This is a genomic window from Verrucomicrobiia bacterium (assembly GCA_019634635.1).
Taxonomy (GTDB): Bacteria; Verrucomicrobiota; Verrucomicrobiia; order Limisphaerales; family UBA9464; genus UBA9464.
Window position 1 is genome coordinate 1 of sequence record JAHCBB010000035.1, and the last position, 24137, is coordinate 24137.

The window sequence follows — 24137 nt, forward strand, 5'->3', positions numbered from 1 at the left end:
CGGCATGGTCGTCGCCAGCGCCCTGCGTCAGGGCATTCAGCCTTCGCGAACGCTCTACTTTCAGAGCGCAACGCCGGCCGGCATGTTTGATCTCAATCCAAACCTCGACCAGCAGCCGCTGCTCCTCGCTGAACTAAATGCACCGACACAACTCAAGACACCCGACAATTATTTCCCCCACGGGGGCTATCGCGGATTCTTGATCGGGGCTACAGGCGAAGCCGTTAACTACTATAACATCGAGGATTTTGCGCTTCAAACAGGCTCGTTTGCGTTCAACACCATTGATGCAAACTGGATCAAGAACCAGACACTGAAACCCCACCTCCCAGATGCGAATTTCAGCAGAGGTTATCTGTGGATAAAAGTAGTGCCGACCTCAAGTCTGTTTCAGGGGTATCTCGGTATCCGCGCTTCGGCCATCAAGCTCTTGCGCCCGGTGACGGACCCTCACGAGACTCTGGCATTCATCGCTCGATCAAGAACCAAAGCGCTTGGGGCGGAGCCGGCGACCCGTGGATCGCTCTCGACGGATAGTCATATCAATCTGGAGCAGTTTGGATTGAGGAGGGCAAGAAGTGATCACAGTGGTCAGTTCATGAGGACGGCCCAGGAAACATCGGCACTATTCCAATCTATAGTCGCACATTTACAATAAAATGAATAAATTCGGCGCCGCCACGACAATTGTCGCACTGACGTTGATGGCAATTTTGTTTTTGAAACCATGGCGACAGTTGTCACCCAGAAAACTACGTCTGATTGCTGAGTCAACTGGCACTTCTTTAGCGAGTGAGGTGACATCCTCAAACGTGCTCTCTTTCCGAATTCCTGAGAGCCTTGATGAAACTTCTCAACGAGAATGGTTGGAAAAGAGGCTCCAGCCAGAATCGCTGAAGGATCCGGAGTTGCTCAAGTACTTTGAAAACAGTCAGCGGGACAGGTTTTATGACTGGCGCCAGCCAATTAACTTCTGGGGGATTGTGCTGGACGACTCCGATCAGCCGGTAGCGGGAGCACAGGTCCATCTCGACTGGAGTGACTTATCCCCAAACGGCACCAGCGAAGCGTGGGTTCAAACGGATGCCAACGGGCGTTTTCAACTTCTGGACAAAAAAGGCAAGGGCATCAGCGTCTCCGTGGAAAAGGAAGGCTATCGCCGATGCCGCTGGGGGGTGATTGGCTTCGAATATGCCAATCCATCGGAGCGAAACTTTCACCGACCCGATCCCAACCGGCCGGTGCTGTTCCGATTGATCCGGCGGGGGCCACCGGAGCCATTGGTCCACCGGCAGCGGATGGAATTTCGGGCTCCGAAGGATACCGGCAGGATTCGCCTCGACCTGCTGGGCCAACGCGCCGTTGGCCCCGAGGAATCCGGGGTGGATCTGGTCATCGAAGCGGTGACCGGCGAGGTGCGCCGGGAACGACTCAACGCCTGGTACGAATGGAAGGTGGTCCTGTCCGTTCCGGACGGGGGGCTGCAGCCCGGCTCGGAATGCCCACCGGCGGCACCCGAGGACGGCTACCTTCCGCGGCTCGAGTTTTCCGGTCGCGTCGAGGGGCGCTATCCGCGCCATGAACTGGATGACTGGTTCTTCGTGAAGTCGCGGGGAGGACAGCACGTCACCCGGATTCGACTGAGGATTCAGTGTGTCCCGGACGGAGGGGGCGCCCCCGAGGTCTCCATTCCCGAGTACTCCCTGAATCCCGCGGGCTCGCTGAATCTGGAGTTCTATCCGGAGATGAACGTTGAGGAGCGATACTACATTCCGGTGGGCCGGTGAACGTGCGCCGACCGTGGCGTGGTGCGTTGCGCGGTGTTGTCGCCCGGTCGAACGGGATGATTCTGCATGGCGTGCGTCTTGCCTGCACGTCCCCGGGTCCATAGCGTCGTCGGCTCATGGATGTCCCGCCCGCCAGTGTCGCGCCGTCGGGGTTTCGGCGCCTGGCGGGCTGGGTGGCGGCGGGGCCGTGGTGCCAGTCCGCCCGGCGCCTGATGGAGCGCAATTTCGAGCAGTATGATCTCCCGCTTTCGCGGTGGGGCAAGCTCGCGGCCGGCTCGTGGCTGATCCTCAATGACTATGCCGAGGGGCGATTCCCGCCGCGCTTCGAGGACCAGCAGGCGGCCTACCGCGCCGAGATGGAGTTTCACTCCTCGATGACGAGTTACACCCGGCAGGAATCCATCGCCGGCCACGTGGTGAAGCCGTTCTGGACCCCGGAGTGGTTCCTCCAGTACTCGAAGTCGTTTGCGCGCCTCTGGGAGGTGCTCCGCAGCCTCGGGCTGCAGCCGGGTGCCCGCCTGCTGGAACTGGGCTGTGGCGCGGGCTGGATGACGGAATTTCTCGCGCTCGGCGGGTATGTCATCACGGGGACGACGATCGCGCCCGACGACGTTCAAATCGGCGAGGGGCGCATGCGCGCGCTCGTGGCGCGGGGCCTGCCGGCGGAGCGATTGCAGTTTCGCCAGGCGCCGATGGAGTCGGTGGACACGGCGGTGGCGGATTTGCCCCGATTCGACGGCGCCTTTGTGTTCGAGGCCTTGCACCACGCCTACGACTGGCAGGCGGCGATCCATGCCGCCGCCCGCTGTCTGAAGCCGGGCGGCTGGCTGCTGCTCGCCAACGAACCCAACCGGGTGCACACCCTGGTGAGCTACCGGGTGTCACGCCTCACCAATACCCACGAGATCGGGATGAGCGGCCCCGCCCTTCGCGCCGAGCTCCGGGCGGCCGGCCTCGGGGAGATTCGCACTTTCGCTCCCCGGCTCGATCTGCGCCTGACCGCACACTGGGTTGCCGGACGGGCAGCCGCATCCGGCCCGGGATCGCCCACGGATCTCCGCGACGTCCCATGATGCCGGCTTTCGCGCATCGCGACCCCTTCGCGGGGCGGTCGGGACGGTCGTCGTGGGGTCATGAAATATCCGGGCTGACGATTCCCGGTGGTTCTGCCGGCAGATGAACGCCCTCGGCGCGGGCCATCACCGCGGTCGCGAGGCAGTTGCCCACCAGGTTCACCGTGGTGCGCGCCATGTCCATGAGTTCGTCCACACCCAGAATCAGCAGGACCCCCTCCAGCGGCAGGCCGAAGGTGACGAGCGTCCCGGCGAGGATGACCTGCGCGGCCCTTGGGACCCCGGCCATGCCCTTGCTCGTGAGCATCAAGGTCAGCAGGATCGCCATCTGCTGTCCGAACCCCAGATCCATCCCTGCGGCCTGCGCCACAAAGATGGACGCCACGGCAAGGTAAAGGGTCGAGCCATCGAGGTTGAACGAGTACCCCATCGGCATCACGAAGGAGACGATGCGCTGGGGAATGCCGAAGGCCACCAGGCGCTTCATGGCTTCCGGCATGGCGGCGTCCGAAGACGTGGTCGTAAAGGCCACCAGAATGGGTTCCTTCAGCATCCCAAGAAACCGTCGCACCGGCACGCGCGCCCATAGCGCCGCGGGCCAGAGCACCGCCAGGCAGAACACGAGCAGGGCTCCGTACAGGGTGAGGATGAGCAGCCCGAGCTGGCGGAGGACGCCGAGGCCCCCGTGTCCGACGGTCACCGCCATGGCGGCACCGATGCCCAGCGGCGCAAACTTCATCACCAGGCCGGTGAACTTGAACATCACTTCCGCCAGTCCCTCGCAGAAACCCAGCACCTGCTGGCGGGGAGGCCCAGACACCTGGGCCAGCGCCACCCCGAACAGGATCGCAAATACCACGACCTGGAGAACATCATTGGACGCGGCCGCCTCGAAAAAGCTCCGTGGGACCAGATGTTCGAGGATCCCGGAGAAGGTCACCGGGGCCGTGGACTCAGGGATCTCCCCGGGCCGGGGCGGCGGCAGGGCCACACCGTCGCCCGGACGCACGACATTGACGGTGATCAGCCCGATGCCCAGGGCGAGGGTCGTCACCACCTCAAAGTAAATCAGGGCCTTCAGCGCCAGCCGCCCGACCGCGCGCAGGTCACCCGCATGTCCCGCGATGCCCACGACCAGGGTGCTGAACACCAGCGGCACCAGGATGCACTTGATCAGGCGGAGGAAGATGTTCGAGACCACCTTCAGGTGCTGGGAACCTTCCGGAAACACCGCGCCAATCGCGACGCCCGCAACCATGGAGATCAGGATCCAGTGGGTCAGCGAGAGGCGGCGCAATCCGGTGAGGACCATCGTGGCGAGGGTGGCGGGGGCCGATTGAAAATCCCAGCGGGAACCGGCCGGTTCCGGGAATCGGGGTCCGCGAGCGTGTGGCGACGCCCACACGAGCGGTTCGTGGTCGCACCAACACCCGGCTGGCGACGCCGCCCGGCGGCCGGGTCAACGGACCACCTGGAGCGATACGGGTATCACTCCCTGGGCCAGCGGTGCGATCCGGGCAAAGGCGCCCTCGCTGAGATCAATGATGCGCCCCTTGAACGGTTTGAACCGGTCATTGATCCGGACCACGACGCTCTTGCCGTTTTCCAGGTTGGTCACCCGCACCCGGGTGCCGAACGGAAAGGACTCATGAGCGGCCGTGATGCCGTTCTTGTCGAAACGCTCGCCGTTCGCCGTCAGGCGGCCCTGATATCTGGCGCCGTAGTAGGTGGCCTTCCCGCGCAGGACGGCCTGCGATCCGCCGCTTCCTGTTGGTGTGGAGGTGGCACGAGACGCACCGGACCCGGACCGGGATCCGGAGGACGCACCAGGGCTGGCGCAGCCCGCCAGGAGGAGTGTCGCCAGGATGGATGCAAGACCGGCGGGAAAACCGGCACCCCGCGGGTTGCGACCCGGCGCGTCCCCTCCAGGGGTGGGGGACCCGGAACGCCCTCCTTGTGATGCAACCCGGACCGCCGCGAATTGATTCCCGGACATGGTTTCCGAACCCTATTGGCGATGGCGCGTCGAGGCCACGAGGAATCCTCTCCCGAGCGGGCGGTCCACAGAACGCAAGCACTCCGGATTCATCACCTTCCTCCCGCAGCCCGTCCTTCCGGGTGCCGCGGAACGTGGTCAGCCGGCGTCGGAGGCCTTCAGTACCGGCACCTGCAGGAACACCGGGGCAACGCGTTCCGGACTGGATGGATGCGGGTCCATGGTGGCCTGGTGCGTCCACCGCATCTCCCGCGCCACCCCGAGGATCGAAAGCCGCGCCAGACAGAACAGCACCGCCGCCGAGGTTCCGACCACGAACCCCGCCACCCCCAGCACCACGGTGGCGGCCAGCATGGCCACCCCGAGGAGCATTTCCGCAGTCATGGCCTGCAGGCCGCTCGGAACGCGCCCGAGGAACTTGTTGGTGCGCACGAACGGGGCGCGTTGATTCCACAGGCACTTCACCCAGCTCGTACTGAAGATCCATCCGAGGCCCACGTGCGCCGCGAACCCCTGACCAATTTCACGCAGGCTCCAGCCCTCCGGACGCAGACTGTGAAACAGCACGCCAAAGCGGAGCACGTAAAAGGTCACCAGGGTGATCCCGGCCACCGGCACGAGGTAGACCTGCTCGGGTCGCATGGTCCCGGTGGCTGCCAGGCCGGCCAGCACCAGCAGGCTGAGGGAGGGCACCAGGTTGAAGTTGAACCAGGCGGTCAGGTGCGCGAGCCAGCCAACCTTCTGTTTCCAGTGGAGTTCCCGGCCAAGGAAAATCCTGCCTCCGTGCCGGCGCAGGATCTGCGCGTTCCCAAACGCCCACCGCCAGCGCTGCTTCTTGAGGTCCCCGAGGTCATGGGGCATGAGGCCCGCGCCCACAATCTCCGGCGCATAAACCGTCCGGAATCCCGCGAGGTTCAACTGCAGTCCCAGGGCCGCGTCCTCGGTCACCACCTGCGTGTTGAATCCCCCCACCGTCTTCAGGGCCGACACGCGGATGAAACTGAGGGTCCCGGTCGCGGGAACACAGCCCAGGCGGTTGGCTGCCGCCATGTAGCCGGAGAAAAAATGACGGTAGTCCAGGGTGACTCCCAGGTTGCCCGGGCCGGCATTGCGATAGTGCTGCGGAAACTGCACCAGGCCCACGGACGCATCCGTCACGTAGGCCATCGCCCGCCGCAGCGCCTCCGGCGCCACGACGTAGTCGGCGTCCACCACGAAAATGAACCGCGCCTCCGGGTTCATGAAGCGGCGGAAATGATTCATCGCGCCCGCTTTGAAACCCTTCAGGCCCTCGGCATGCAGGAACTTGAACCGGGATCCCAACGCACGGCAATGGGCCTCGACCGGACGCCACAGCGACGCGTCCGTCGTGTTGTTGTCCATGACCAGCACTTCGTAATGCTCCCAGTCGAGCCGGGCGAGGCTGTCCAGGGTCTCAAGCAGCAGCGCCGGCGGCTCATTGTGGGCCGGCACATGAATCGAGACGAAGGGTTCCTCAGCCGCCGGCCGGAGTTGCCGTGGTGGTGGCCGGACCGGAAGCCGGGCGGCAACGAACTGGACGCCCAGAATGAACAGGTGCACGGCGGCGTTGACCCCCAACAGGAGGGCATGCCACAGCGGAAACAGGACCAGCAGCAGCACGGCGGCCAGACCGCCGGCGACCCAAACGACTCTTCTCATCAGTTCAAAGCTCCAGGGTTGCGATTGCCCGTCCCCGGGCGCGCCCGGGGACCGTCCTGGTCCACGCGCCGCTCCCTGCGGACCCCATGGACCTGAGCCCTTGTTTTAACCCAGTACCCCGGGTTCCGCCCAGCGATGATTGGCGGAAATTGGAGCGGTCCCACCTTCCGGACCTTCAGCCGGAGGGGCGCCTTTGGTCTGTGCAGCCCGGCAGGACTGTGGCATTTCCTGAAGGTCGCGAGGCTCCGCGGTTTCCGGCTGCGTGGATCGCCTCGTTTCACGCCGCGGCTTGAACGAACGAATTCCGACCATGCCACTGAAAGAGATCGCCCGGAAGGCCCACAAGTTCGCCGCGCCGTATCGTGTCACGAGCGGGAAGCAATTCCGGCTCGATTCGTGGGATCCGGCCGACACGCTGCACCTGGGTTCGGAGGACAAACCCCGCGCCCGCGAGGCGCTCGCGCTGGGTGTGGAGGCCCTCTCCGGGCTTCAGGACCGGCTCTACGCCCAGAACCAGTGGGCAGTCCTGCTCATTTTCCAGGCCATGGATGCCGCCGGAAAGGACGGGGCCATCAAGCACGTGATGTCCGGCATCAACCCCCAGGGATGCCAGGTCTTTTCCTTCAAGGCCCCGTCGGCCGAAGAATTGGACCATGACTTCCTCTGGCGCTGCATGAAGCGGATGCCGGAGCGCGGGCGGATCGGCATCTTCAACCGAAGCTACTACGAGGAGACCCTGGTGGTGCGCGTCCACCCGAAGCTGCTGGAGAAACAGCGACTGCCGCCGGGGCTGGTGACCCGGCGGATCTGGAAGGACCGGTTCCAGGACATCCGGTCTTTCGAGCGCTACCTCGCCCGCAACGGCGTCGCCATCTGCAAGTTTTTCCTGCACGTATCGCACCAGGAACAGAAGCGGCGGTTCCTGGAGCGCGTGGACAACCCGGAGAAGAACTGGAAGTTCTCCGCGTCCGACATCCGCGAGCGGGCGTTCTGGAAGGAGTATCACGAAGCCTACGAGGACATGATCCGCCAGACGGCCGCGCCCCATGCCCCGTGGTACGTGGTCCCCGCGGACAACAAATGGTTCACCCGGGTCGTGGTGGCGGCGGCGGTGATTGACACCCTGCATTCGCTCCACCTGAAGTACCCCAAGGTGGGCGAGGATCAGTTGCGGGAACTGGCCGCCGCCCGCAAGGCCCTGGTGGCGGAGAGATGAAGCCCCGGGCGACCACTCATTTTCCACCACCGGGTGGCCCATCCGGCCGATCCGGACGACGCTCCACAGGCTGATCATTCGCGATGCGCTCCTCCAGACATCCCCTTTTGTACGAGGCGAACACCCGGGTGTGGCTCACCCGCCTGCGACGCCAGCTCGACCGCCGGGTCACCCTCGACGACATCCCCGACCCCGAGCTCGACGCATTGGCGACGGCGGGTTTCGAGTGGGTTTGGATGCTCGGGGTCTGGAAGACCGGCCCTTTGGGACGTGCGATCTCTCGGAGCCGCCCGGAGTGGCGGCGCGAGTTCGAACACGTGCTGCCGGATTTGACGGACGCCGACATCGGCGGCTCCTGTTTCGCCATCCAGGAGTACACCGTTTCGCGGGACCTGGGCGGGGCGGCGGCGCTGAAGCGCCTGCGGGCCCGTCTCGCCTCGCGGGGCCTGCGGCTGATGCTCGACTTTGTCCCAAACCATCTCGCCCCCGATCATCCCTGGGTGGTCTCGCATCCCGATTACTTTGTCTCCGGGACCGCCGAGGATCTCGAACGGGCACCGCAAAATTACTTCCCGACGACCCGCAGGGACGGTGTCTCGCGGATTCTCGCCCATGGACGGGATCCCTGGTTTCCCGGATGGCCCGATACGGTGCAGTTGAACTACGCAAACCCGGAGGTGCAGGCGGCCATGACCGACCAGTTGCTCCAGGTGGCCCGACAGTGTGATGGCGTCCGCTGCGACATGGCCATGCTGCTGCTGCCGGAGGTCTTTGAACGGACCTGGCACCGCGCCGCCCCGGAATTCTGGCCCGGTGCCATCCGGCGGGTCCGCGAGGCTCACCCCGGCTTCCTGTTTCTTGCGGAGGTGTACTGGGATCTCGAATGGACCCTGCAGCAGCAGGGCTTCGACCTTTGCTACGACAAGCGCCTTTACGATCGGGTGTCGAACGGGGCTGCCGGACCGGTGCGAGATCATCTTCGGGCGGACCCCGCATACCAGGCCCGTCTGGCCCGCTTCCTCGAAAATCATGATGAGCCGCGGGCGGCCGCCGCGTTCGACCCGGGCCGCCACGGCGCCGCCGCGGTGCTGACATATCTGGCGCCCGGCCTGCGCTTCTTTCACCAGGGGCAGCGCGAAGGCTGTCGCGTCCGCATCCCAACCCATCTGGTCCGCGGTCCCGAGGAGGTCGTGGATGACTCCCTCCGCCACTTCTACAACGCCTTGTTTGACGTCCTGTCCCTGCCGGCCGTCCGGGAAGGCGACTGGCAGTTGCTGGACACCCCGTCCGCCTGGGAGGGCAACGGCACCTCGGAACACTTCATCGCGTACGCCTGGACGTCCGCCGACGGGCCGCGGGTGCTGGTCACCGTCAATTTCTCGGGGAATCGCGGCCAATGCTTCGTCCGCCTGCCGTGGGCGGACCTCCCCGGGCGCTCCTGGCGTCTGCGCGACCAACTCGGCACGGCCAGCTACGATCGCGAAGGCGACGACCTGGCCGCCCGCGGCCTGTACCTCGACGTTCCTGCATGGCACGCGCACGTCTTCGAGGTGTCGGTTGCCGGCCCCGTGCAGGACGTCCCCGCCGCCTGAGGTGGCGGCAGCGTCTGGGATCTCCCGCGCCGTCATGCCGGATTGCCCGACCTGTCACACGTCCCTCGACACCCGAAGGCAACGGGAGGGACTCTTCTTTTTTTGCCCGGGCTGCCATGGCCGCGCGGTGACCTTCCCGCAGATCCGGCGGGTGACGGGTGACGCCTACATCACCGGGCTCCTGGGGCAACTGAACCGGACCTCCGTGCCCGGCACGCATCCGTGTCCGTTCTGCAGCCGTCCGATGCGTGAATTCCATTCCAAGGGGCCTCCGCTCGAACTGGACGCCTGCAAGGGTTGCGGGGTCGTCTGGTTTGACACCCGGGAGTTTGAATCGGTGCCCGAGGGGGCGGTTTCCTCGGAGCACGAGATCCATCTTCAGGGACTCGAAGCGATGGCCCGGCACCGCCTGGAGCAGCTCCGGAAGGAGCGTGCGTCGGATTCCGCGCCGGAAGAATCCTGGCAATGGGTGCCCGCCATTTTTGGATTTCCAATCGAATCCGACAGTCCCTCCCTGCGGCGGTACCCGATGCTGACGTGGGGCCTCGCTCTCGGGATTGTCCTGGTGAGCGGGATCGCCTTCGTCCACCTGCAGGCGGCCGTGGACCGCTTTGGCTTCCTCCCATCCGAGGCGTTCCGGTTGGGCGGACTGACCTGGATTTCCTCCTTCTTCATTCACGCGGGGTTCCTGCACCTGGTGGGCAACCTGTATTTTCTGCTGATCTTTGGGGACAACGTGGAGGACTACCTTGGTCGCTGGCGCCACGGCCTCCTGATCCTTGGGGCAACCCTTGCCGGGAACCTGGTGCATTTCCTGTTTGATCCCGCATCCTCCCGGCCCTGCGTGGGAGCCAGTGGCGGCATCTCGGGGATCGTCGTCTTCTATGCGCTTCAATTTCCCCACGTCCGGCTCGGATTTCTGTTCCGGTACTTCCTCCGCTTCCGCTGGATCCACATGCCCGCCTGGGCGGCGCTGGTCCTCTGGCTGCTGCTCCAAGGTCTGGGTGTCGTCCACCAGTCCCGCGGTCTCAGCAACGTCGCGGCCACCGCCCACCTCGGCGGCGCGGTGGCCGGATTGGGATTCTGGCTCTGGTGGCGGCGGCATGAGCTCCCCGACGCAAGGGAGGCAGCGGCGTAGTCGGAACACCCCTCAGGGCTTGCGCCGGGACTTGTCGAGTGGCGCCCGCAGGACCTGCGCCCCCCCCGAGACAATCTCCCCACCCACGTCCGTCATCCGGCGGGCATGGCGCCGCAATTCACGCCATGAGGTGCGGGTGAGGCCCATCAGGCCGCCCGGGGTCAACACCAGCTGCGCGGCGCTGCCCAGGGTGAGCATGGGGTTGAACGGACGCATCCGCCGCATGGTGCGCCAGACATCCTCCGGTGCGTGGGCTTCGGCCTCGTTGACCCAGCCCAGCAGGTGCGTGCTCAGCAGGCAGCCGACCATGGAGAGGGCGATCAGGACGTGATAATCACGGATGGGCTGGCCGAGGAATTCTCCCAGGACATCGGGCAGCAGCCGCAGGAGGGCGCCCCCCAGCAGCGGACCAAAGGCGGTCATCAGGCTGGTCAGGGCGAGAAATACGGCGACGTAGGGCGACTTGTTGGCCGGGGCGAGCTTGAGCATCAGGTTGAACTGGCAGAGTTGAAACCCGGCGGTCGTCGCCCCGACCACGAGGAAGCAAAAGGCGAGGTGCCAGAAGAACCGCTCTCCGGCCAGCGACCAACTGGCCAGGGAGACCAGGGCCCATACCAGGGAGCACACGGACAGCACCGGCTTGTTGCCGAAATGGTCGCAGAGGCGTCCCCAGCCCTTGAGCGTGAGCAATGCGCCCACGCCGGCGATCGCGGTGAGCAGGCCCACGTCGCCCATCGGACGGTGCAACCCCTCAATCAGGAACCCTGTGTAGAAGGGCTGCCCGAGGTTGAGCATCAGGCTCCAGGTGCCAACGAAGAGCACCAGCTTCAGGTAGTTGAGATTCCCGATCGGTTGGGCAATTTCGCGGAGGTTGGGCGGCTCCGGGGCGGGGGACAGCACCCCCGGCGGAAAGCGCATCCGGGTGAGGAACAGGAACCCGACCAGGCGCGCCAGTCCTGCGGCCGCGAAGATCCATCCGAAGGTGATCAGCGTATTCTGACCGATGTCCGCCAGCCGGCTCGCGACCACCACGGCCAGAAGGGTCCAGAATCCAAAGATCAGGTTTCGACGTCCGAAGAAGCGTCCGGACAGCCGTGGTGGCACCAACTCGGCAATGGATGCCGACCACGCGACGGACGCGAGGCTGTTGGCCAATGTCGCGATGACGAGGACCCACCCAAAGACCGGGCCGCGTTGCGCCTGCGGCAGCCAGGGCAGGCATCCAACCACGCCCCACGGTGCGGCGCTGCACAGGAACGAGAGGGCCATGATCTGGTACAGGGACCACCGTCGCCGGAGCCAGATCACCAGCGGCGGCTGGATCAGGTTGCAGGCGTGCGGCAGCGCCGCCATCAGGCCGACGGCGGCGGGGCCGAAGCCCAGGGCCGTAATGGCAAAGCCGATGACGAATGGAAAACTCGGCATCGTGAGGTTGAGCATCGGCACGCTGAAGCTCGCCTCGACGGTGGAGTACTTGAGGGAGAGCAACAGTTCACGATGTCGAAGTCGGCTCATGAAGCGGCCCGGCGACGCTGCCACCCTGCCGCTTTCCCGGCGAGCCCGCGCCCGCGTCGTGACCGTCCCGCGTCCGGGAAGCCCGCCGCCGTGTGCCGCGCGGGAAGGAGGGCATTGCGTTGCCGCCCCGAGTCCGTACTCTCCCGGCCGTGGATTCGCAGCTCCTCCAGTATCTGCCGGTACTCCTTCTGTTGCTGGTCGCGATGGGCTTTGCGGGCTCCACACTGGTGGTGTCGGTGCTGCTGGGGAAGCGCGGTCGCCGCACGCGGACCAAGGATGTCGCTTACGAATGTGGCATGGTTCCCGAGGGACCGGGCAGCGCGCGGCTGTCGGTGAAGTTTTTCCTCGTGGCCCTGCTGTTTGTCCTCTTCGACATCGAAGTGGTGTTCCTTTACCCGTGGGCTGTCATTTACAAGACGATGCTCCGGGAAAACGCCGCCCTGATCCTTGGCGGCATGGTCAGCTTCCTGGGCGTCCTCTTCGTCGGCTACCTGTATGCGTTGCGCAAACGGGCGTTTGACTGGGCCCACTGATGGGTGCGCTGGATGGCCTGCCCCCGCCTCCAGGCCCCCGTTTCCAAAGTGAGCCCGCTTCCGGAATGACGGAGCCGCCGGATTGAAGGGCCCCCGCTCATGGCCACAGACTCCCACGCGTTTGATTATCTGGTCCTGGGCAGCGGCATCGCGGGCCTGAATTTTGCCCTCAGAGCCGCCCGTCATGGACGGGTGGCAATCGTCACCAAGAAAAACCGGGCGGATTCGAACACCAACTGGGCCCAGGGAGGCATCGCCAGCGTCACCAGCCGGGAGGACTCCTTCGAACTCCACGTGCGGGACACCTTGGAAGCCGGCGCCGGGCTGTGTCAGGAGCCGGTGGTGCGACTCGTCGTCGAGGAAGGACCGGCGCGGATTCAGGAGTTGCTTGCGCTCGGCGCCTGCTTCACGGAGCGGGTCATCCCCACCGAACCCGACCGCCGCGAACTCGACCTGACCCGGGAAGGGGGTCATTCGAAGCGTCGGGTCCTCCACGCCCGCGACGCCACGGGAGCGGAAGTGGAGCGGACCTTTCTTCGGGCGATCGCCGCCGAACCAGCCATCAGCGTGTTCGAGAACCATCTCGCCATTGATTTGCTGACGTCTGCACGCATCGGACTGCCCGGACCCAACCGCGCCGTGGGGGCCTACGTCCTGGATCGCATCGCGGACCGGGTCGTGACGTTCTCCGCCCCGGTGGTGGTGCTGGCCACCGGAGGCAGCGGGAAGGTGTATCTGTATACGACGAATCCGGACATTGCGACCGGCGACGGCCTGGCGATCGCCTATCGCGCCGGACTTCCGGTGGCCAACATGGAGTTCGTCCAGTTTCATCCCACCTGCCTGTTCCATCCGCGGGCCAAGCATTTCCTCATTTCCGAGGCGGTCCGGGGCGAGGGCGGGGTGCTGCGCGGCCCCGGCGGGGAACGGTTCATGGAACGGTACCATCCCAGGGCCGAGCTGGCGCCAAGGGACGTCGTGGCGCGGGCAATGGATTCCGAGATGAAGCGCACCGGGGCTCCATGCGTTTATCTCGACATCTCGCACCGCCCGGCAGCGTTCATTTGCGAGCACTTCCCCACGATCCATGCCCGGTGTCTCGATCTGGGACTCGACATCACCCGCGAACCGATCCCGGTGGTTCCCGCGGCCCACTACCAGTGCGGCGGGGTGGTGGCCAGCGTGGACGGCGTGACCGAACTCCCGGGCCTCTACGCCATCGGCGAGGTCGCCTGCACCGGGCTGCATGGCGCCAATCGCCTGGCCAGCAATTCCCTGCTGGAGGCGCTGGTCTGTTCCCACCGCGCCGCGTTCCACGCCGCAGGTCGTGTCCCGATGGCCTGCCCGGCAACGCTGCCGCCCTGGGAGGCCGGCCACGCCACCAATCCCGACGAACTGGTCGTGGTCGCCCACAACTGGGACGAGATCCGCCGCACGATGTGGGACTACGTGGGCATCGTCCGGACCCGCAAACGCCTGCTCCGGGCCGAAAAGCGCCTCGCCAACCTTCAGGAGGAAATTCGGGAATACTACTGGGACTTCCGGGTGACGGCCGACCTCCTCGAACTCCGCAACCTTGCCACGGTGGCCGAACTCATTGTCGGTTGCGCCCTCCAACGGGAGGAAAGCCGGGGATTGCACTACAACCTGGATTTCCCCAATCCCGAGCCCTCCTGGGCCCACAGGGATACCCGGATCCAGCGTCCGGTCCTCAAGCCGGAAACCGTCGCGTCCGGCAAACCGGATCAATAAGCTCTGGTTTCCGTTTGACACCCGGAGGCCCGGCCATACAGTGCCCGAAGCAGACAGAAATAGTCCGCTTCGAGACCATGCAAATCACCCGTGCCAGCGAGTACGCCATGTTGGGGTTGATCGCGCTGTCCCGCCGGGCGGCGGGAGAGGTCGTCATGGTGGACACACTGGCGCAGGAGGAGGGCATACCGGCCTCGTTCCTCGGCAAGATTTTCCAAAGCCTCAATCGTGCCGGGGTGGTGCGCTCCGCGCGGGGCAGTGGCGGCGGGTTCGCGCTGGCGCATGCTCCGGAGGCGGTTTCCGTGCTGGGAGTGATCGAGGCGGTGGAGGGGCCGATCGCCCTGCAACGATGTCTCGAACCCGTCCCTGATTGCGGGCACATGGGGGGATGCGCCCTCTGCGGGTTGTTTTCGGAGGCTCAGGATCGGGTGAAGGAAGTGTTTCAAGGAACCACGCTTGCCGACCTCGCGCGCCGTCACACCTCGTTTGTCGAGCATCAGGCGCGGTCCGGCACGTCGGGCCCGAAGCATCCGAAGTCGTCATCGCAGTCCCCGCGTGTGAATTCCCGTGCCCGTCCCCGTGCCGTCCGTCGCCCCTCCGCCGGGATCCTTTCTGACCAAACCATCTAACTTTCAAGACCATGAGTGAAACCTATACCCTCTACAACTCCACCGTCATGGAGCACTTCATGAACCCCAGGAACATGGGCGACCTGAAGGACGCTGATGGCGTCGGCGAAGTCGGTGCCGCGGCCTGCGGCGACATCATGAAGATCAGCCTGAAGATCAAGGACGGGCGGATTGAGGATGCCCGCTTCAAGACGTTCGGCTGCGGTTCAGCAATCGCCAGCTCAAGCATGGCGACCGAACTCATCAAGGGGCGCACGATAGACGAGGCCATGAACTTCTCGAATCAGGAGGTTGTTGAAGCCCTCGGTGGGTTGCCCCCGGTGAAGATCCATTGCTCCGTCCTTGCGGAGGAGGCGTTGAAGGCGGCGCTGGAGGACTACGTGCGCAAGCATCCCGGGCAGGCGCCCAAGGCGGCGGTCGCATCCGAACCTGTGGCCGCCTGACCCGACTCCGGGAACGTCGTCGCCCTTCGTTCAAACGGGGCTCCTCGGGCATCCCCCCCGAGGGGCTCCGACTCACGCCCCTCCGACCTGCCCATGCGCCAAGTCTATCTCGATCACCAGGCAAGCACTCCGGTACGCCCCGAGGTGTTCGACGCCATGAAGCCCTACTTCACCGAGGCGTTTGGCAATCCGTCGTCGTTGCACCAGCACGGCCTGCGGGTCCGCGAGGCGCTGAAAAGGGCGCGCGAGCAAATGGCCGCCCTGATCAACGCCGACAGTGCGGAGGAGATCTTCTTCACGTCCGATGGCACCGAGTCCGCCAATCTCGCCATCAAGGGCGTGGCCTATGCCAACGAGCGACGCGGGCGCCACCTGGTCGTCTCCGCCACGGAGCATCCGTCCGTGATGCAGTCCGTGGAGTTTCTGGAGAAGCAGGGATGGACCTGCACCCGTTTGGGCGTGGATGCCGAGGGCGGGGTGCGACTGGAGGAGCTGCAGGCCGCGATCACACCGCAAACCACCCTGGTCGCCCTGCATCACGTCAATCACGACATCGGCACCGTTCAGCCGGTGCGGGAGGCGGGCCGCCTCTGTGCCGAGCTCGGGGTGCCGTTGTACGTGGACTGCGAGGCCAGCGCCGGCTGGATGCCGGTGGACGTCCGCGAATTCGGAGCCGCCCTGGTCAGCTTCTCGCCCCACCGGTTTTACGGTCCGAAAGGTGTCGGGGTCCTCTACCGCAACCGGCGGGCGCGGATCGTCTCGGTCATTCACGGCGGGGTCCAGGAAGGCGGACGGCGTGCCGGGACCGAAAACGTCCCGGCAATCGTCGGCGGCGGTCTCGCCGCTGAACTGTCCCTGACCGAACTGCCCCGGCGCATCGCGCACACCGGGGCCCTGCAGCAGCGCCTGTGGTCGGGACTCCGCCAGCGGATCCCCTACATCCGGCTCAACGGCCCCGAGCCCGGTCCCCGGCGGATCACGACGAACCTGAACCTCTCCACCGAGTTCATCGAGGGCGAGGGACAGTTGCTGCTCTGTGATCTCAATGGCATTGCCGTGGCCAGCGGCTCCAGTTGCGTCAGCAAGTCGCTGAAGATCTCCCATGTCCTTGCGGCCATCGGGCTCGACCATGCATTGGCGCAGGGAAACATCATCATGACCCTCGGGATGGCCAATACGGAGGACGATGTGGACTACACGATCGAGACCTTCGCGCGCATCGCCGAGAAGCTCCGGTCCATGTCGCCGATGTGGGACGAATTTCAGCGGGGGTTGATTGACTCGGTCATTTCACCGACCGGACGGGGCAAGTCCTTCTCCCAACACGCCGCCGACGTTTCCGGAAAGGCCGCGCACTAGGGGGGACGTCCGGCCCCGGACGGTGGGACGTGACTCTTCCTTCGCTGTCGCGCAGGCTTCCCATTCACTGATGACCGCCCGCCTTTTCGCCGACCTCGGCCTTTCGCCGGAACTCCTCAAAGCCGTGGCCCGGCTGGGTTTCGAGCAGGCCACACCCATCCAGTCCGAGACGATTCCCACCCTGCTGCAGGGTCTGGACGTCGTGGGCCAGTCGCAAACGGGCTCGGGGAAGACCGCGGCATTCGCCCTGCCCGCGCTGGACCGCCTTCGCCCGGAACTGCGCGATCCGCAGGTGCTCATTCTGTGCCCGACCCGGGAACTGGCCGTCCAGGTCAGCGAAGAGGTCCACAAGCTGGCGTGGTTCAAGAAGGGCGTTCGCGCGCTCCCGATCTACGGCGGCCAGAGCTACGAGCGCCAGTTTGCCGGGCTCAAGGCCGCGCCCCAGGTGATCATCGGAACCCCCGGACGCCTGATGGACCACCTGGAGCGTGGCACGCTCCGGCTTGATGGCGTCCAGATGGCCATTCTCGATGAGGCCGATGAGATGCTGAACATGGGCTTCCGCGATGACATTGAATTCCTGCTCGGCAGGACGCCGTCGGCGAGACAGACCGTGCTCTTCTCCGCGACGCTGCCGCGGGCGATCGAGGAGCTCATCCAACGCCATACCCGCTCGCCCCGCTGGATTCGGATCGAGGCCAGGGCCCTTACGGTCCCCACGGTGGAGCAGGTGTATTATGAGGTGGACCGCCGGTCGAAGGCGGAGGCCCTGACCCGGCTGATTGAACTGCACGACGTGGGACGGGCCATCGTCTTCTGCAACACGCAACGCATGGTGGACGAACTGACCGGACATCTGAACGCCAGCGGGTATCGGGCGGATGCCATCCATGGAGGGCTCGCGCAGGCGGCACGGGACCGCGTCATGGCGGGTTTCCGCAAGGCAGCCCTGGATCTGCTGGTCGCCACCGACGTGGCCGCCCGGGGCATTGACGTCGAGGGCATCGAGGTCGTCTTCAATTTCGACCTGCCGTACGATCCGGAGGACTACGTGCATCGCATCGGAAGGACCGGGCGGGCCGGACGCAGCGGGCTCGCCATCTCGTTTGTCTCCGGCCGTGAAGTCTTCGCCATCCGGAACATCGAGCGTTTCACCCGGCAGCGTCTGCGGCGGGGTCAGGTTCCCTCCCATGGAGAGATCGAGGAGGCCCGGTTGCAGCAGCTGATGCAACGGATCCGGACCACCCTCGCCTCGGGCGACTTCCGCCACTACGACCATGTGATCGAGGCGCTCCTGGAGGAAGGCGTGGACTCGCTGGACCTGTCCAATTCCCTGCTGCACCTGTTGTCGCGAGGCGGCGCCGATGGTTCGGCACCCGCCCCTGCGCCGGAGGGGGCGAAGGTCCCCCCCCGTCCGGCGTCCAACGCCCCACGCCCGACGAACGCCCGTCCGACTTCACGACCCACGCCGGACCGCAAGAGCCCGCCCGCGCAACCGAAGGCCCCGGCTCCGGGCCAAACAATGGATGCCACACCGCCGCCGACCCCGGCCACCCCCAGGCCCAAGCCGGAACGAACGAAAGCCGGGAACGACGGCATCCGGCTCTGGCTGGGTGCCGGCACCACGCTGGGGGTTGAGGCGGGTGACATCGTTCGTTGCGTGCTGGGCGAAACCGGCCTTCCCGAAGGCACGGTCTCCGGCGTGGATGTCCGGGACCGCCATGCGTTCATCCGTGTTCCTGCCGAGCACGTTGCGGTCGTGCTGTCGCGCCTCAACCGTGCCGAACTCGGGGGACGACGCCTCAAGGCCAAGGTCGCCTGAACCGTTTCAACGCCCATGATTGACCAGACCGCCATTCTCAACGTCCTGAAGTCCGTCAAATATCCCGGATACAGCCGGGACATTGTGTCGTTTGGCATCGTGAAGGAAGTCCAGGTGGACGGCACGGCTGCGGGCGTGCTCATCGAACTCACGACCCCGAATGCCGCGGTCGGGGAACAGATCGCTGAAGCCGCCCGGCTGGCACTTCGGGACCAGATCCCCGGACTGACCGACGCCCATGTCCAGGTGCGGGTGCCACAGGGTCCTGCACCGGTGCTGGGCGCTCCCGGAGGTGGTGTTCCCCGCGCAAAAGTCACCGGCATCCATCGCCTCATCGCCGTGGCCTCGGGCAAGGGCGGGGTCGGCAAGTCCACCTGCGCGGTCAACCTCGCGTGTGCCTTGAGGCACCTGGGCGCCCGCGTGGGCCTCATGGATGCCGACATCTACGGCCCCAGTGTCCCCCTGATGATGGGGGTTCAGGAGCGTCCGACGGTCAATGACGCCGAACAACTGGTCCCCCCGACGGCGCACGGCGTGAAGCTGATGAGCATTGGCTTCCTGATCCCCGACGACCAGCCCGTGATCTGGCGGGGCCCGATGATCCAGAAGACCATCCAGCAATTCATCCACCAGGTGGACTGGGGCGGCCTGGACTACCTGCTGGTGGACCTCCCGCCCGGCACCGGCGACGCGCAATTGTCCCTTTGCCAGACGGTGCCGCTGGATGGCGGGGTGATCGTCACGACCCCGCAGGCCGCCTCGGTGGGCGTGGTGCGCAAGGGCATCGCGATGCTGGAAAAGGTGCAGGTACCCATACTGGGGATCATCGAGAACATGAGCGGATTCAGTGCTCCGGACGGCTCGCGGATCGAGATCTTCGGCCGCGGCGGCGGCCGCACCGAGGCGGAACGCAAGGGAGTGCCCTTCCTCGGCGAGATCCCGCTGGAGTCCCGAATTCGCGAGGGGGGAGATCGCGGAATCCCCGTCGTCGTTTCCGACCCGAACGGCGCCGCGGGCGAGGCCTTCCTCGGAATCGCCCGGAACCTTCGGGCGCGTCTCGGATGAGGGGCGCCCTGTCAAACGAGGTTTTGACGTCCTGAGGGGATTCCCTAGGATCCCCAAGGTGAAAGCCTTCCGCAACGCCCATTTTCTGAAGCTCCTGCTGTTGATGGGTGGATGGTCGGGAAATGTGTGGCTCCCGGCGCTCGGCGGCGAGAAGGCCGTCATTTCCGTGCCCAACAGGAAGATCCCCGATGCCGCCCGCCCGGGTACTCTTCCGCCGCCAAACACCTTCCAGCCCTTTGATCCGGGCAGCTCCGTCGGTGGCGTTGTGGATCCTGCGGCAGCCCCGCCCTCCGTCCCTCCGGTCGTTCCGGACGCCCGCACGCAGAAGGAGATGTTCGAGCGCGTGGACCGCCGGAAGAACTGGCTGCTGGATGACGACTCCGGCAGGCGGCGCGACACCAGGACGGGCGGGTCCCAGTTGTTGCAGTTCCTCGAGGAGACCGACTACACCGAAAACCCCAGAAAGCCCCAGACCGCGCTCGAGCGCCGCCTCAAGTCCACCAATCGTGACCCTGCACAGTCTGATGCCCGGGACGAACGTGGCTCCCGGCAGGCGGACGAAGAGCAGTGGACACTGGAAGCGGACGAAATGGACGCCACGGCGCCGGATTCCCTGGGGGGGCGCTTTGGGAAAAATGGGCTGATGCCGTCGTGGAACGAGCCTTCCGGTACGCCGATGAAGTACCTCGGCGAAGGCCCCACCGAGACACCGTCCGTTGCCGACCTGCGGCTCTCCACCGGGTCGGCCGCCGGACGGAGCACCGGGCTTGATGTCCTGTCGCAGGAGCGCATGGAACGGCTTCAGCGGACCTTTGGTTCCGACGACCTGCTGGACCGGACCGCCTCCCTGGCAAACTCCGCGGACCAGTTTCGGTCGAGGGACCTGAGATCCGATTTTTACGGGCAGACGTTCGGGCCGGCCGTTCCAGGATCCCCGCTCCCGGGCAGCACCCTCGCCCCTGAGCCCACCAGCCTGCTTGCGGCACCGGGTCGCTCATCCTTGTCGGAGCCGTCGGCCCTAGGGATCGTGGCCAACCCCTATCTCGGCCCCCCGAAGGCCCCCGAGCCGCACGTGTCTCCGGCGGCGCGCATGATGCGCGCCGCACCGGTCACACCGCCGCGATTCCGTCCGTGACCCGCCTTTCGCTCATCCTGGGCGCATGGCTGCTGCTGCTCCCGGGCACGGCTGGCGGCGCGGAACCGGTGATCCGCAAGGTGCTTCCCCACTTGGTGGACACCAAAGGGCGGATCTCCGTCGCTCCCGGCCTTTTCGATCGCTCCGCCTACCAGCAGCACCTGCGGGAAAACCCGTCCAAAATTTCCGCAGTGCGCTTCGACATCCAGTGGGCAGCGCCGCGGTCGGTTCGTGATCAACTGACGCTTCGAATGGAACTTCGAACCGCGCGCGGGGAACCGGGGATGATCCGCACCATCGAGGCGCCGACTCGCGACAACCGCCGACTCGGGGGCTGGTCGTCGGTCCTTTTGGACGGTGACCAATACCGCGAGGGGGGCGAGGTTCTGGCATGGCGTGCCGTGCTCCTGGACGGCGCGGTCGAACTCGCGGAGCAACGGTCCTTTCTCTGGTAGCTGGTAGCGTGCCCACGGCAACCCGCCGACACTCGATGGCAACCCAACGCCAGCGGCGCACCTTGCCCAACCCGCCACGCCCCACCTACGATGGAGCCCTGCGGTGACCCCGACCCCTCCAGCGCGGCCCGGTGGCGCCCTGCCGGACCCCCGGCGGGCACTCAGCCCGTTGAACAGCGTCCGCGCCGGATGCGTGGTGATCGTCAAGCAACTCACCGCCGCCCCTGAGATCAATCAGCGGTTGCGGGAAATGGGCTTTGGTGAGGAGCAGCGGGTCAAGGTGATCACGCTGCAAAACAACGTGCTGTGTCAGGTGTGCAACGCCCGCCTCGGCCTGAGCGCCAAGCTGGCCGAGAGCATCCTCGTGGCCCCGGCCGGTCCGGTTCGCATGGCGGCCTGAGCGGCCGGGAATCCATGGAGCCCCTCGTTTCCCTCACCTCACTGCCCCCCGGGACCGCGGCGGTAATCGCCGAAATCCGCATCCCTCCAGCACACCGGGCCCGCCTACTGGAAATGGGTCTGCTCGTCGGCACCCCAGTGGAGCTGGTGCGCTTCGCCCCGTTGGGGGATCCCGTCGAAATCCGGGTTCGCGGCTACAACCTGTCCCTGCGCCGTCATGAGGCCGAGCAGGTGATGGTCCGTTGACGGCCGCCCCGCAGATGCGCCCGCCACCCCTCATCGTCGTCCTGACCGGCAACCCCAACTGCGGGAAGACGACCCTGTTCAACGCGCTCACCGGACTCCGTGCCCGGGTGGGCAATTACGCCGGCGTCACCGTCGAGCGAAAGGAGGGACCGCTGCTCGGAGCCCCCGCCGAAAGCCCGGTGACCCTCCTCGACCTGCCGGGCACCTACTCGCTCTCCCCGCAATCCCTCGACGAGCAGATTGCCCGTGACGTGCTGTTTCAGCGGGTCCCCGAAGTCCCCGAACCCGGACTTGTCCTCGTCGTCGCCGATGCCTCCAACCTGCAGCGCAATCTGTACTATGCGACGCAGGTGATCGAACTGGGGTATCCCACCTTCCTGGCGCTCAACATGGTGGATGTCGCCCGCGAGAACGGACACCACATTGATGTGGACGGACTTTCCCGCGCCCTCGGCGTCCCCGTGTTCCCCATGGTGGCCAGCGAAGGCACGGGGATCCGCGAGCTCCAGGAGGCCATCCTTCAGTTTGCCGCGCAGCCCGGACGCCATCGCGTGATCCCGCGCCAGTTCAGCGAATTGCCGGAGGTCTTCGGGCGCGAGGCACAGGCCATTGAGGAGCAACTCGAGCGGTTGTTTCCCCAGCGGCGTCGCCTGGCCGCTGCGGAGGCTCTGCTCGTGCTCGCCGACGAGCCCGCTCCTTCCACGGACCGGCATCGCCATCCGGATTCGCTTCAGTCAGCGGTTGCCGGGGCACGGAGCCGCCTCGAGGCGGCGGGCGTGGATTGGCGGAGCGCCGCCATTGAGGCCCGCTACGCCCGTGTCTTCGCCATCGCCAGCCACGTCACCACCGAGACCCCCCCCGACGGCGAGAACGCCTCCGACCGGCTCGACCGCATCCTCACCCATCGGATCTGGGGGTTGCTGATCTTCGTCGGACTGATGGCCCTGATGTTTCAGAGCATCTTCTCCTTCGCCCAGTGGCCGATGGACCTCCTCGACGCGGGTGTGGACTGGTTGGCCGGCAGCGTCAGCGCACGCCTCGGGCCCGGCGCGCTGCAGGACCTGCTGGCCAACGGAGTCATCAAGGGGGTCGGCGCCGTGCTGGTTTTTCTGCCGCAGATCTGCCTGCTCTTCCTGTTCATCGCGATCCTCGAGGACACCGGGTACATGGCGCGGGCAGCTTTTCTGATGGATCGCCTGATGTCCCGGGTGGGGCTGCACGGGAAGAGCTTCATCCCCATGTTGTCCTCTTTTGCCTGCGCGATCCCCGGGATCATGGCGACCCGCACAATCGAGTCTCCGAAGGACCGGCTGGCCACGATCCTGGTCGCGCCGCTGATGAGCTGCTCGGCGCGGCTGCCCGTATACACGGTCTTGATCGCGGCCTGCATTCCCCAGATCCGGGTGCTGGGGATCTTCGGCCTCCCCGGGCTCACCCTGCTGGGCATGTACCTGCTTGGGCTGGTCGGAGCGCTGGCCATGGCCTGGGTGTTCAAGAAGACCCTGCTGCGCGGCGAACCGCCGCCGCTGATTCTGGAGCTGCCTCCGTACAAGCGTCCGGTGGCCAGGGTCATCCTGCGTCACATGTGGGATCGCGCCGGCCTGTTCGTCCGCCGGGCCGGAACGGTCATCCTCGGGATCAACATCCTGCTCTGGTTTCTCGCCACCCACCCGCGCCCGGTGACGATCGAGTCCGACTTCGATGCGCGGCGGGTGGACTTGGTGCGCCCGCTCTTTCCTGGCGTGACCAGCGGCCCGGAGGCCGCGGACCGCATGGACACCCTCCGCAACGACCCGGACCATGCGTGGCGCGTCGCCGCATTCGATCGCCTGGCAAAAGAGCAGGCCGGCGAGGCGCTCCGGCAGAGCTACGCCGGGCGACTGGGACATCTGGTCGAGCCGGTGATCCGTCCGCTCGGATTCGACTGGAAAATCGGCATCGGCCTTGTGGCCTCGTTCGCCGCCCGGGAGGTGTTCGTGAGCACGATGTCGGTGGTGTACAATGTCGGTGATGTGGACCCGGGGGATGCGGTGGGTACGAGGGGATTGGCGGAGGTCCTGCAGGCGGAGAGGCGTCCGGATGGGACTCCCGTGTACACCACGCTGACTGGCCTCACACTGATGGTGTTCTACGTGTTCGCCATGCAGTGCGTCAGCACGGTTGCGATCGTGCGACGTGAGACCAACGGTTGGCGCTGGCCGCTGTTCCAACTGGCCTACATGACCGCACTGGCCTGGGGGCTTGCCTTCCTGACCTACCAGACGGGTCGCTGGCTCGCCGGATAGCGGTGGACGGCCGTCGT

General features: G+C 65.8%; 22 protein-coding genes. 18 read left to right on the forward strand and 4 right to left on the reverse strand.

Annotated elements, in window-relative coordinates; genetic code table 11:
* The 3 genes from KF791_17540 to KF791_17550 form a co-directional block, all read left to right on the forward strand.
* The coding region (locus KF791_17540; protein MBX3734382.1) for a hypothetical protein at positions 1 to 658 on the forward strand (658 nt) is incomplete at its 5' end.
* 208 nt (positions 659 to 866) lie between these two features.
* On the forward strand, positions 867 to 1787 hold the full coding sequence (locus KF791_17545; protein ID MBX3734383.1) for a carboxypeptidase regulatory-like domain-containing protein: 921 nt from the start codon (positions 867 to 869) through the stop codon (positions 1785 to 1787).
* Between the two features lie 116 nt (positions 1788 to 1903).
* The gene (locus KF791_17550) at positions 1904 to 2860 is read left to right on the forward strand and encodes a class I SAM-dependent methyltransferase (GenBank protein ID MBX3734384.1); all 957 of its coding nucleotides are present in this window, start codon (positions 1904 to 1906) and stop codon (positions 2858 to 2860) included.
* Between the two features lie 58 nt (positions 2861 to 2918).
* On the opposite strand, the gene KF791_17555 is transcribed toward KF791_17550, so the two are convergent.
* The 3 genes from KF791_17555 to KF791_17565 all read right to left on the reverse strand — a co-directional run bounded on the left by KF791_17555 (position 2919) and on the right by KF791_17565 (position 6536).
* Entirely contained in the window at positions 2919 to 4172 is a 1254-nt protein-coding gene (locus KF791_17555) for a cation:dicarboxylase symporter family transporter (protein ID MBX3734385.1), read from the reverse strand.
* A 147-nt stretch (positions 4173 to 4319) separates the two neighbouring features.
* The gene (locus KF791_17560; GenBank protein ID MBX3734386.1) at positions 4320 to 4856 is read right to left on the reverse strand and encodes a septal ring lytic transglycosylase RlpA family protein; all 537 of its coding nucleotides are present in this window, start codon (positions 4854 to 4856) and stop codon (positions 4320 to 4322) included.
* A 138-nt stretch (positions 4857 to 4994) separates the two neighbouring features.
* On the reverse strand, positions 4995 to 6536 hold the full coding sequence (locus KF791_17565; protein MBX3734387.1) for a glycosyltransferase: 1542 nt from the start codon (positions 6534 to 6536) through the stop codon (positions 4995 to 4997).
* A 310-nt stretch (positions 6537 to 6846) separates the two neighbouring features.
* On the opposite strand from KF791_17565, the gene KF791_17570 reads away from it, so the two are divergent.
* The 3 genes from KF791_17570 to KF791_17580 all read left to right on the forward strand — a co-directional run bounded on the left by KF791_17570 (position 6847) and on the right by KF791_17580 (position 10482).
* Positions 6847 to 7752, forward strand: a complete 906-nt coding sequence (locus KF791_17570) for a polyphosphate kinase 2 family protein (protein ID MBX3734388.1) — start codon at positions 6847 to 6849, stop codon at positions 7750 to 7752.
* An 83-nt stretch (positions 7753 to 7835) separates the two neighbouring features.
* Entirely contained in the window at positions 7836 to 9344 is a 1509-nt protein-coding gene (locus KF791_17575; GenBank protein MBX3734389.1) for an alpha-amylase, read from the forward strand.
* Between the two features lie 34 nt (positions 9345 to 9378).
* A complete protein-coding gene (locus tag KF791_17580; GenBank protein MBX3734390.1) occupies positions 9379 to 10482 on the forward strand; it encodes a rhomboid family intramembrane serine protease in 1104 nt (367 codons plus the stop codon).
* A 12-nt stretch (positions 10483 to 10494) separates the two neighbouring features.
* Here the strand turns inward: KF791_17580 and KF791_17585 are convergent, their stop codons facing one another.
* Positions 10495 to 11997, reverse strand: coding sequence for an MFS transporter (locus KF791_17585; GenBank protein ID MBX3734391.1), 1503 nt, complete (start codon positions 11995 to 11997; stop codon positions 10495 to 10497).
* Positions 11998 to 12200: 203 nt separating this feature from the next.
* Between KF791_17585 and KF791_17590 the strand changes: the two genes are divergently transcribed.
* The 12 genes from KF791_17590 (at position 12201) to feoB (ending at position 24120) form a co-directional block, all read left to right on the forward strand.
* Entirely contained in the window at positions 12201 to 12530 is a 330-nt protein-coding gene (locus tag KF791_17590) for an NADH-quinone oxidoreductase subunit A (protein MBX3734392.1), read from the forward strand.
* Positions 12531 to 12629: 99 nt separating this feature from the next.
* Positions 12630 to 14282, forward strand: coding sequence for an L-aspartate oxidase (nadB, locus tag KF791_17595; protein MBX3734393.1), 1653 nt, complete (start codon positions 12630 to 12632; stop codon positions 14280 to 14282).
* A 77-nt stretch (positions 14283 to 14359) separates the two neighbouring features.
* A complete protein-coding gene (locus KF791_17600; GenBank protein ID MBX3734394.1) occupies positions 14360 to 14911 on the forward strand; it encodes an Rrf2 family transcriptional regulator in 552 nt (183 codons plus the stop codon).
* Between the two features lie 11 nt (positions 14912 to 14922).
* The gene (nifU, locus tag KF791_17605; GenBank protein ID MBX3734395.1) at positions 14923 to 15354 is read left to right on the forward strand and encodes a Fe-S cluster assembly scaffold protein NifU; all 432 of its coding nucleotides are present in this window, start codon (positions 14923 to 14925) and stop codon (positions 15352 to 15354) included.
* 93 nt (positions 15355 to 15447) lie between these two features.
* Positions 15448 to 16713 carry a cysteine desulfurase gene (locus tag KF791_17610; GenBank protein ID MBX3734396.1) on the forward strand — a complete coding sequence of 422 codons (1266 nt, stop codon included), beginning with the start codon at positions 15448 to 15450 and terminating at the stop codon, positions 16711 to 16713.
* 70 nt (positions 16714 to 16783) lie between these two features.
* On the forward strand, positions 16784 to 18535 hold the full coding sequence (locus KF791_17615; GenBank protein MBX3734397.1) for a DEAD/DEAH box helicase: 1752 nt from the start codon (positions 16784 to 16786) through the stop codon (positions 18533 to 18535).
* A gap of 15 nt (positions 18536 to 18550) precedes the next feature.
* A complete protein-coding gene (locus tag KF791_17620; protein ID MBX3734398.1) occupies positions 18551 to 19600 on the forward strand; it encodes an Mrp/NBP35 family ATP-binding protein in 1050 nt (349 codons plus the stop codon).
* A 58-nt stretch (positions 19601 to 19658) separates the two neighbouring features.
* Positions 19659 to 20735 carry a hypothetical protein gene (locus KF791_17625; protein MBX3734399.1) on the forward strand — a complete coding sequence of 359 codons (1077 nt, stop codon included), beginning with the start codon at positions 19659 to 19661 and terminating at the stop codon, positions 20733 to 20735.
* Positions 20732 to 21190, forward strand: coding sequence for a hypothetical protein (locus tag KF791_17630; protein MBX3734400.1), 459 nt, complete (start codon positions 20732 to 20734; stop codon positions 21188 to 21190). Before KF791_17625 ends, KF791_17630 begins: the two co-directional genes overlap by 4 nt.
* 103 nt (positions 21191 to 21293) lie before the next feature.
* Positions 21294 to 21590 (forward strand): ferrous iron transport protein A, encoded by a 297-nt coding sequence (locus tag KF791_17635; GenBank protein ID MBX3734401.1) that lies wholly within the window; start codon positions 21294 to 21296, stop codon positions 21588 to 21590.
* 14 nt (positions 21591 to 21604) lie between these two features.
* Entirely contained in the window at positions 21605 to 21835 is a 231-nt protein-coding gene (locus KF791_17640) for a ferrous iron transport protein A (GenBank protein MBX3734402.1), read from the forward strand.
* A 14-nt stretch (positions 21836 to 21849) separates the two neighbouring features.
* Entirely contained in the window at positions 21850 to 24120 is a 2271-nt protein-coding gene (feoB, locus tag KF791_17645) for a ferrous iron transport protein B (GenBank protein MBX3734403.1), read from the forward strand.
* The last annotated feature ends 17 nt before the right edge of the window (positions 24121 to 24137 follow it).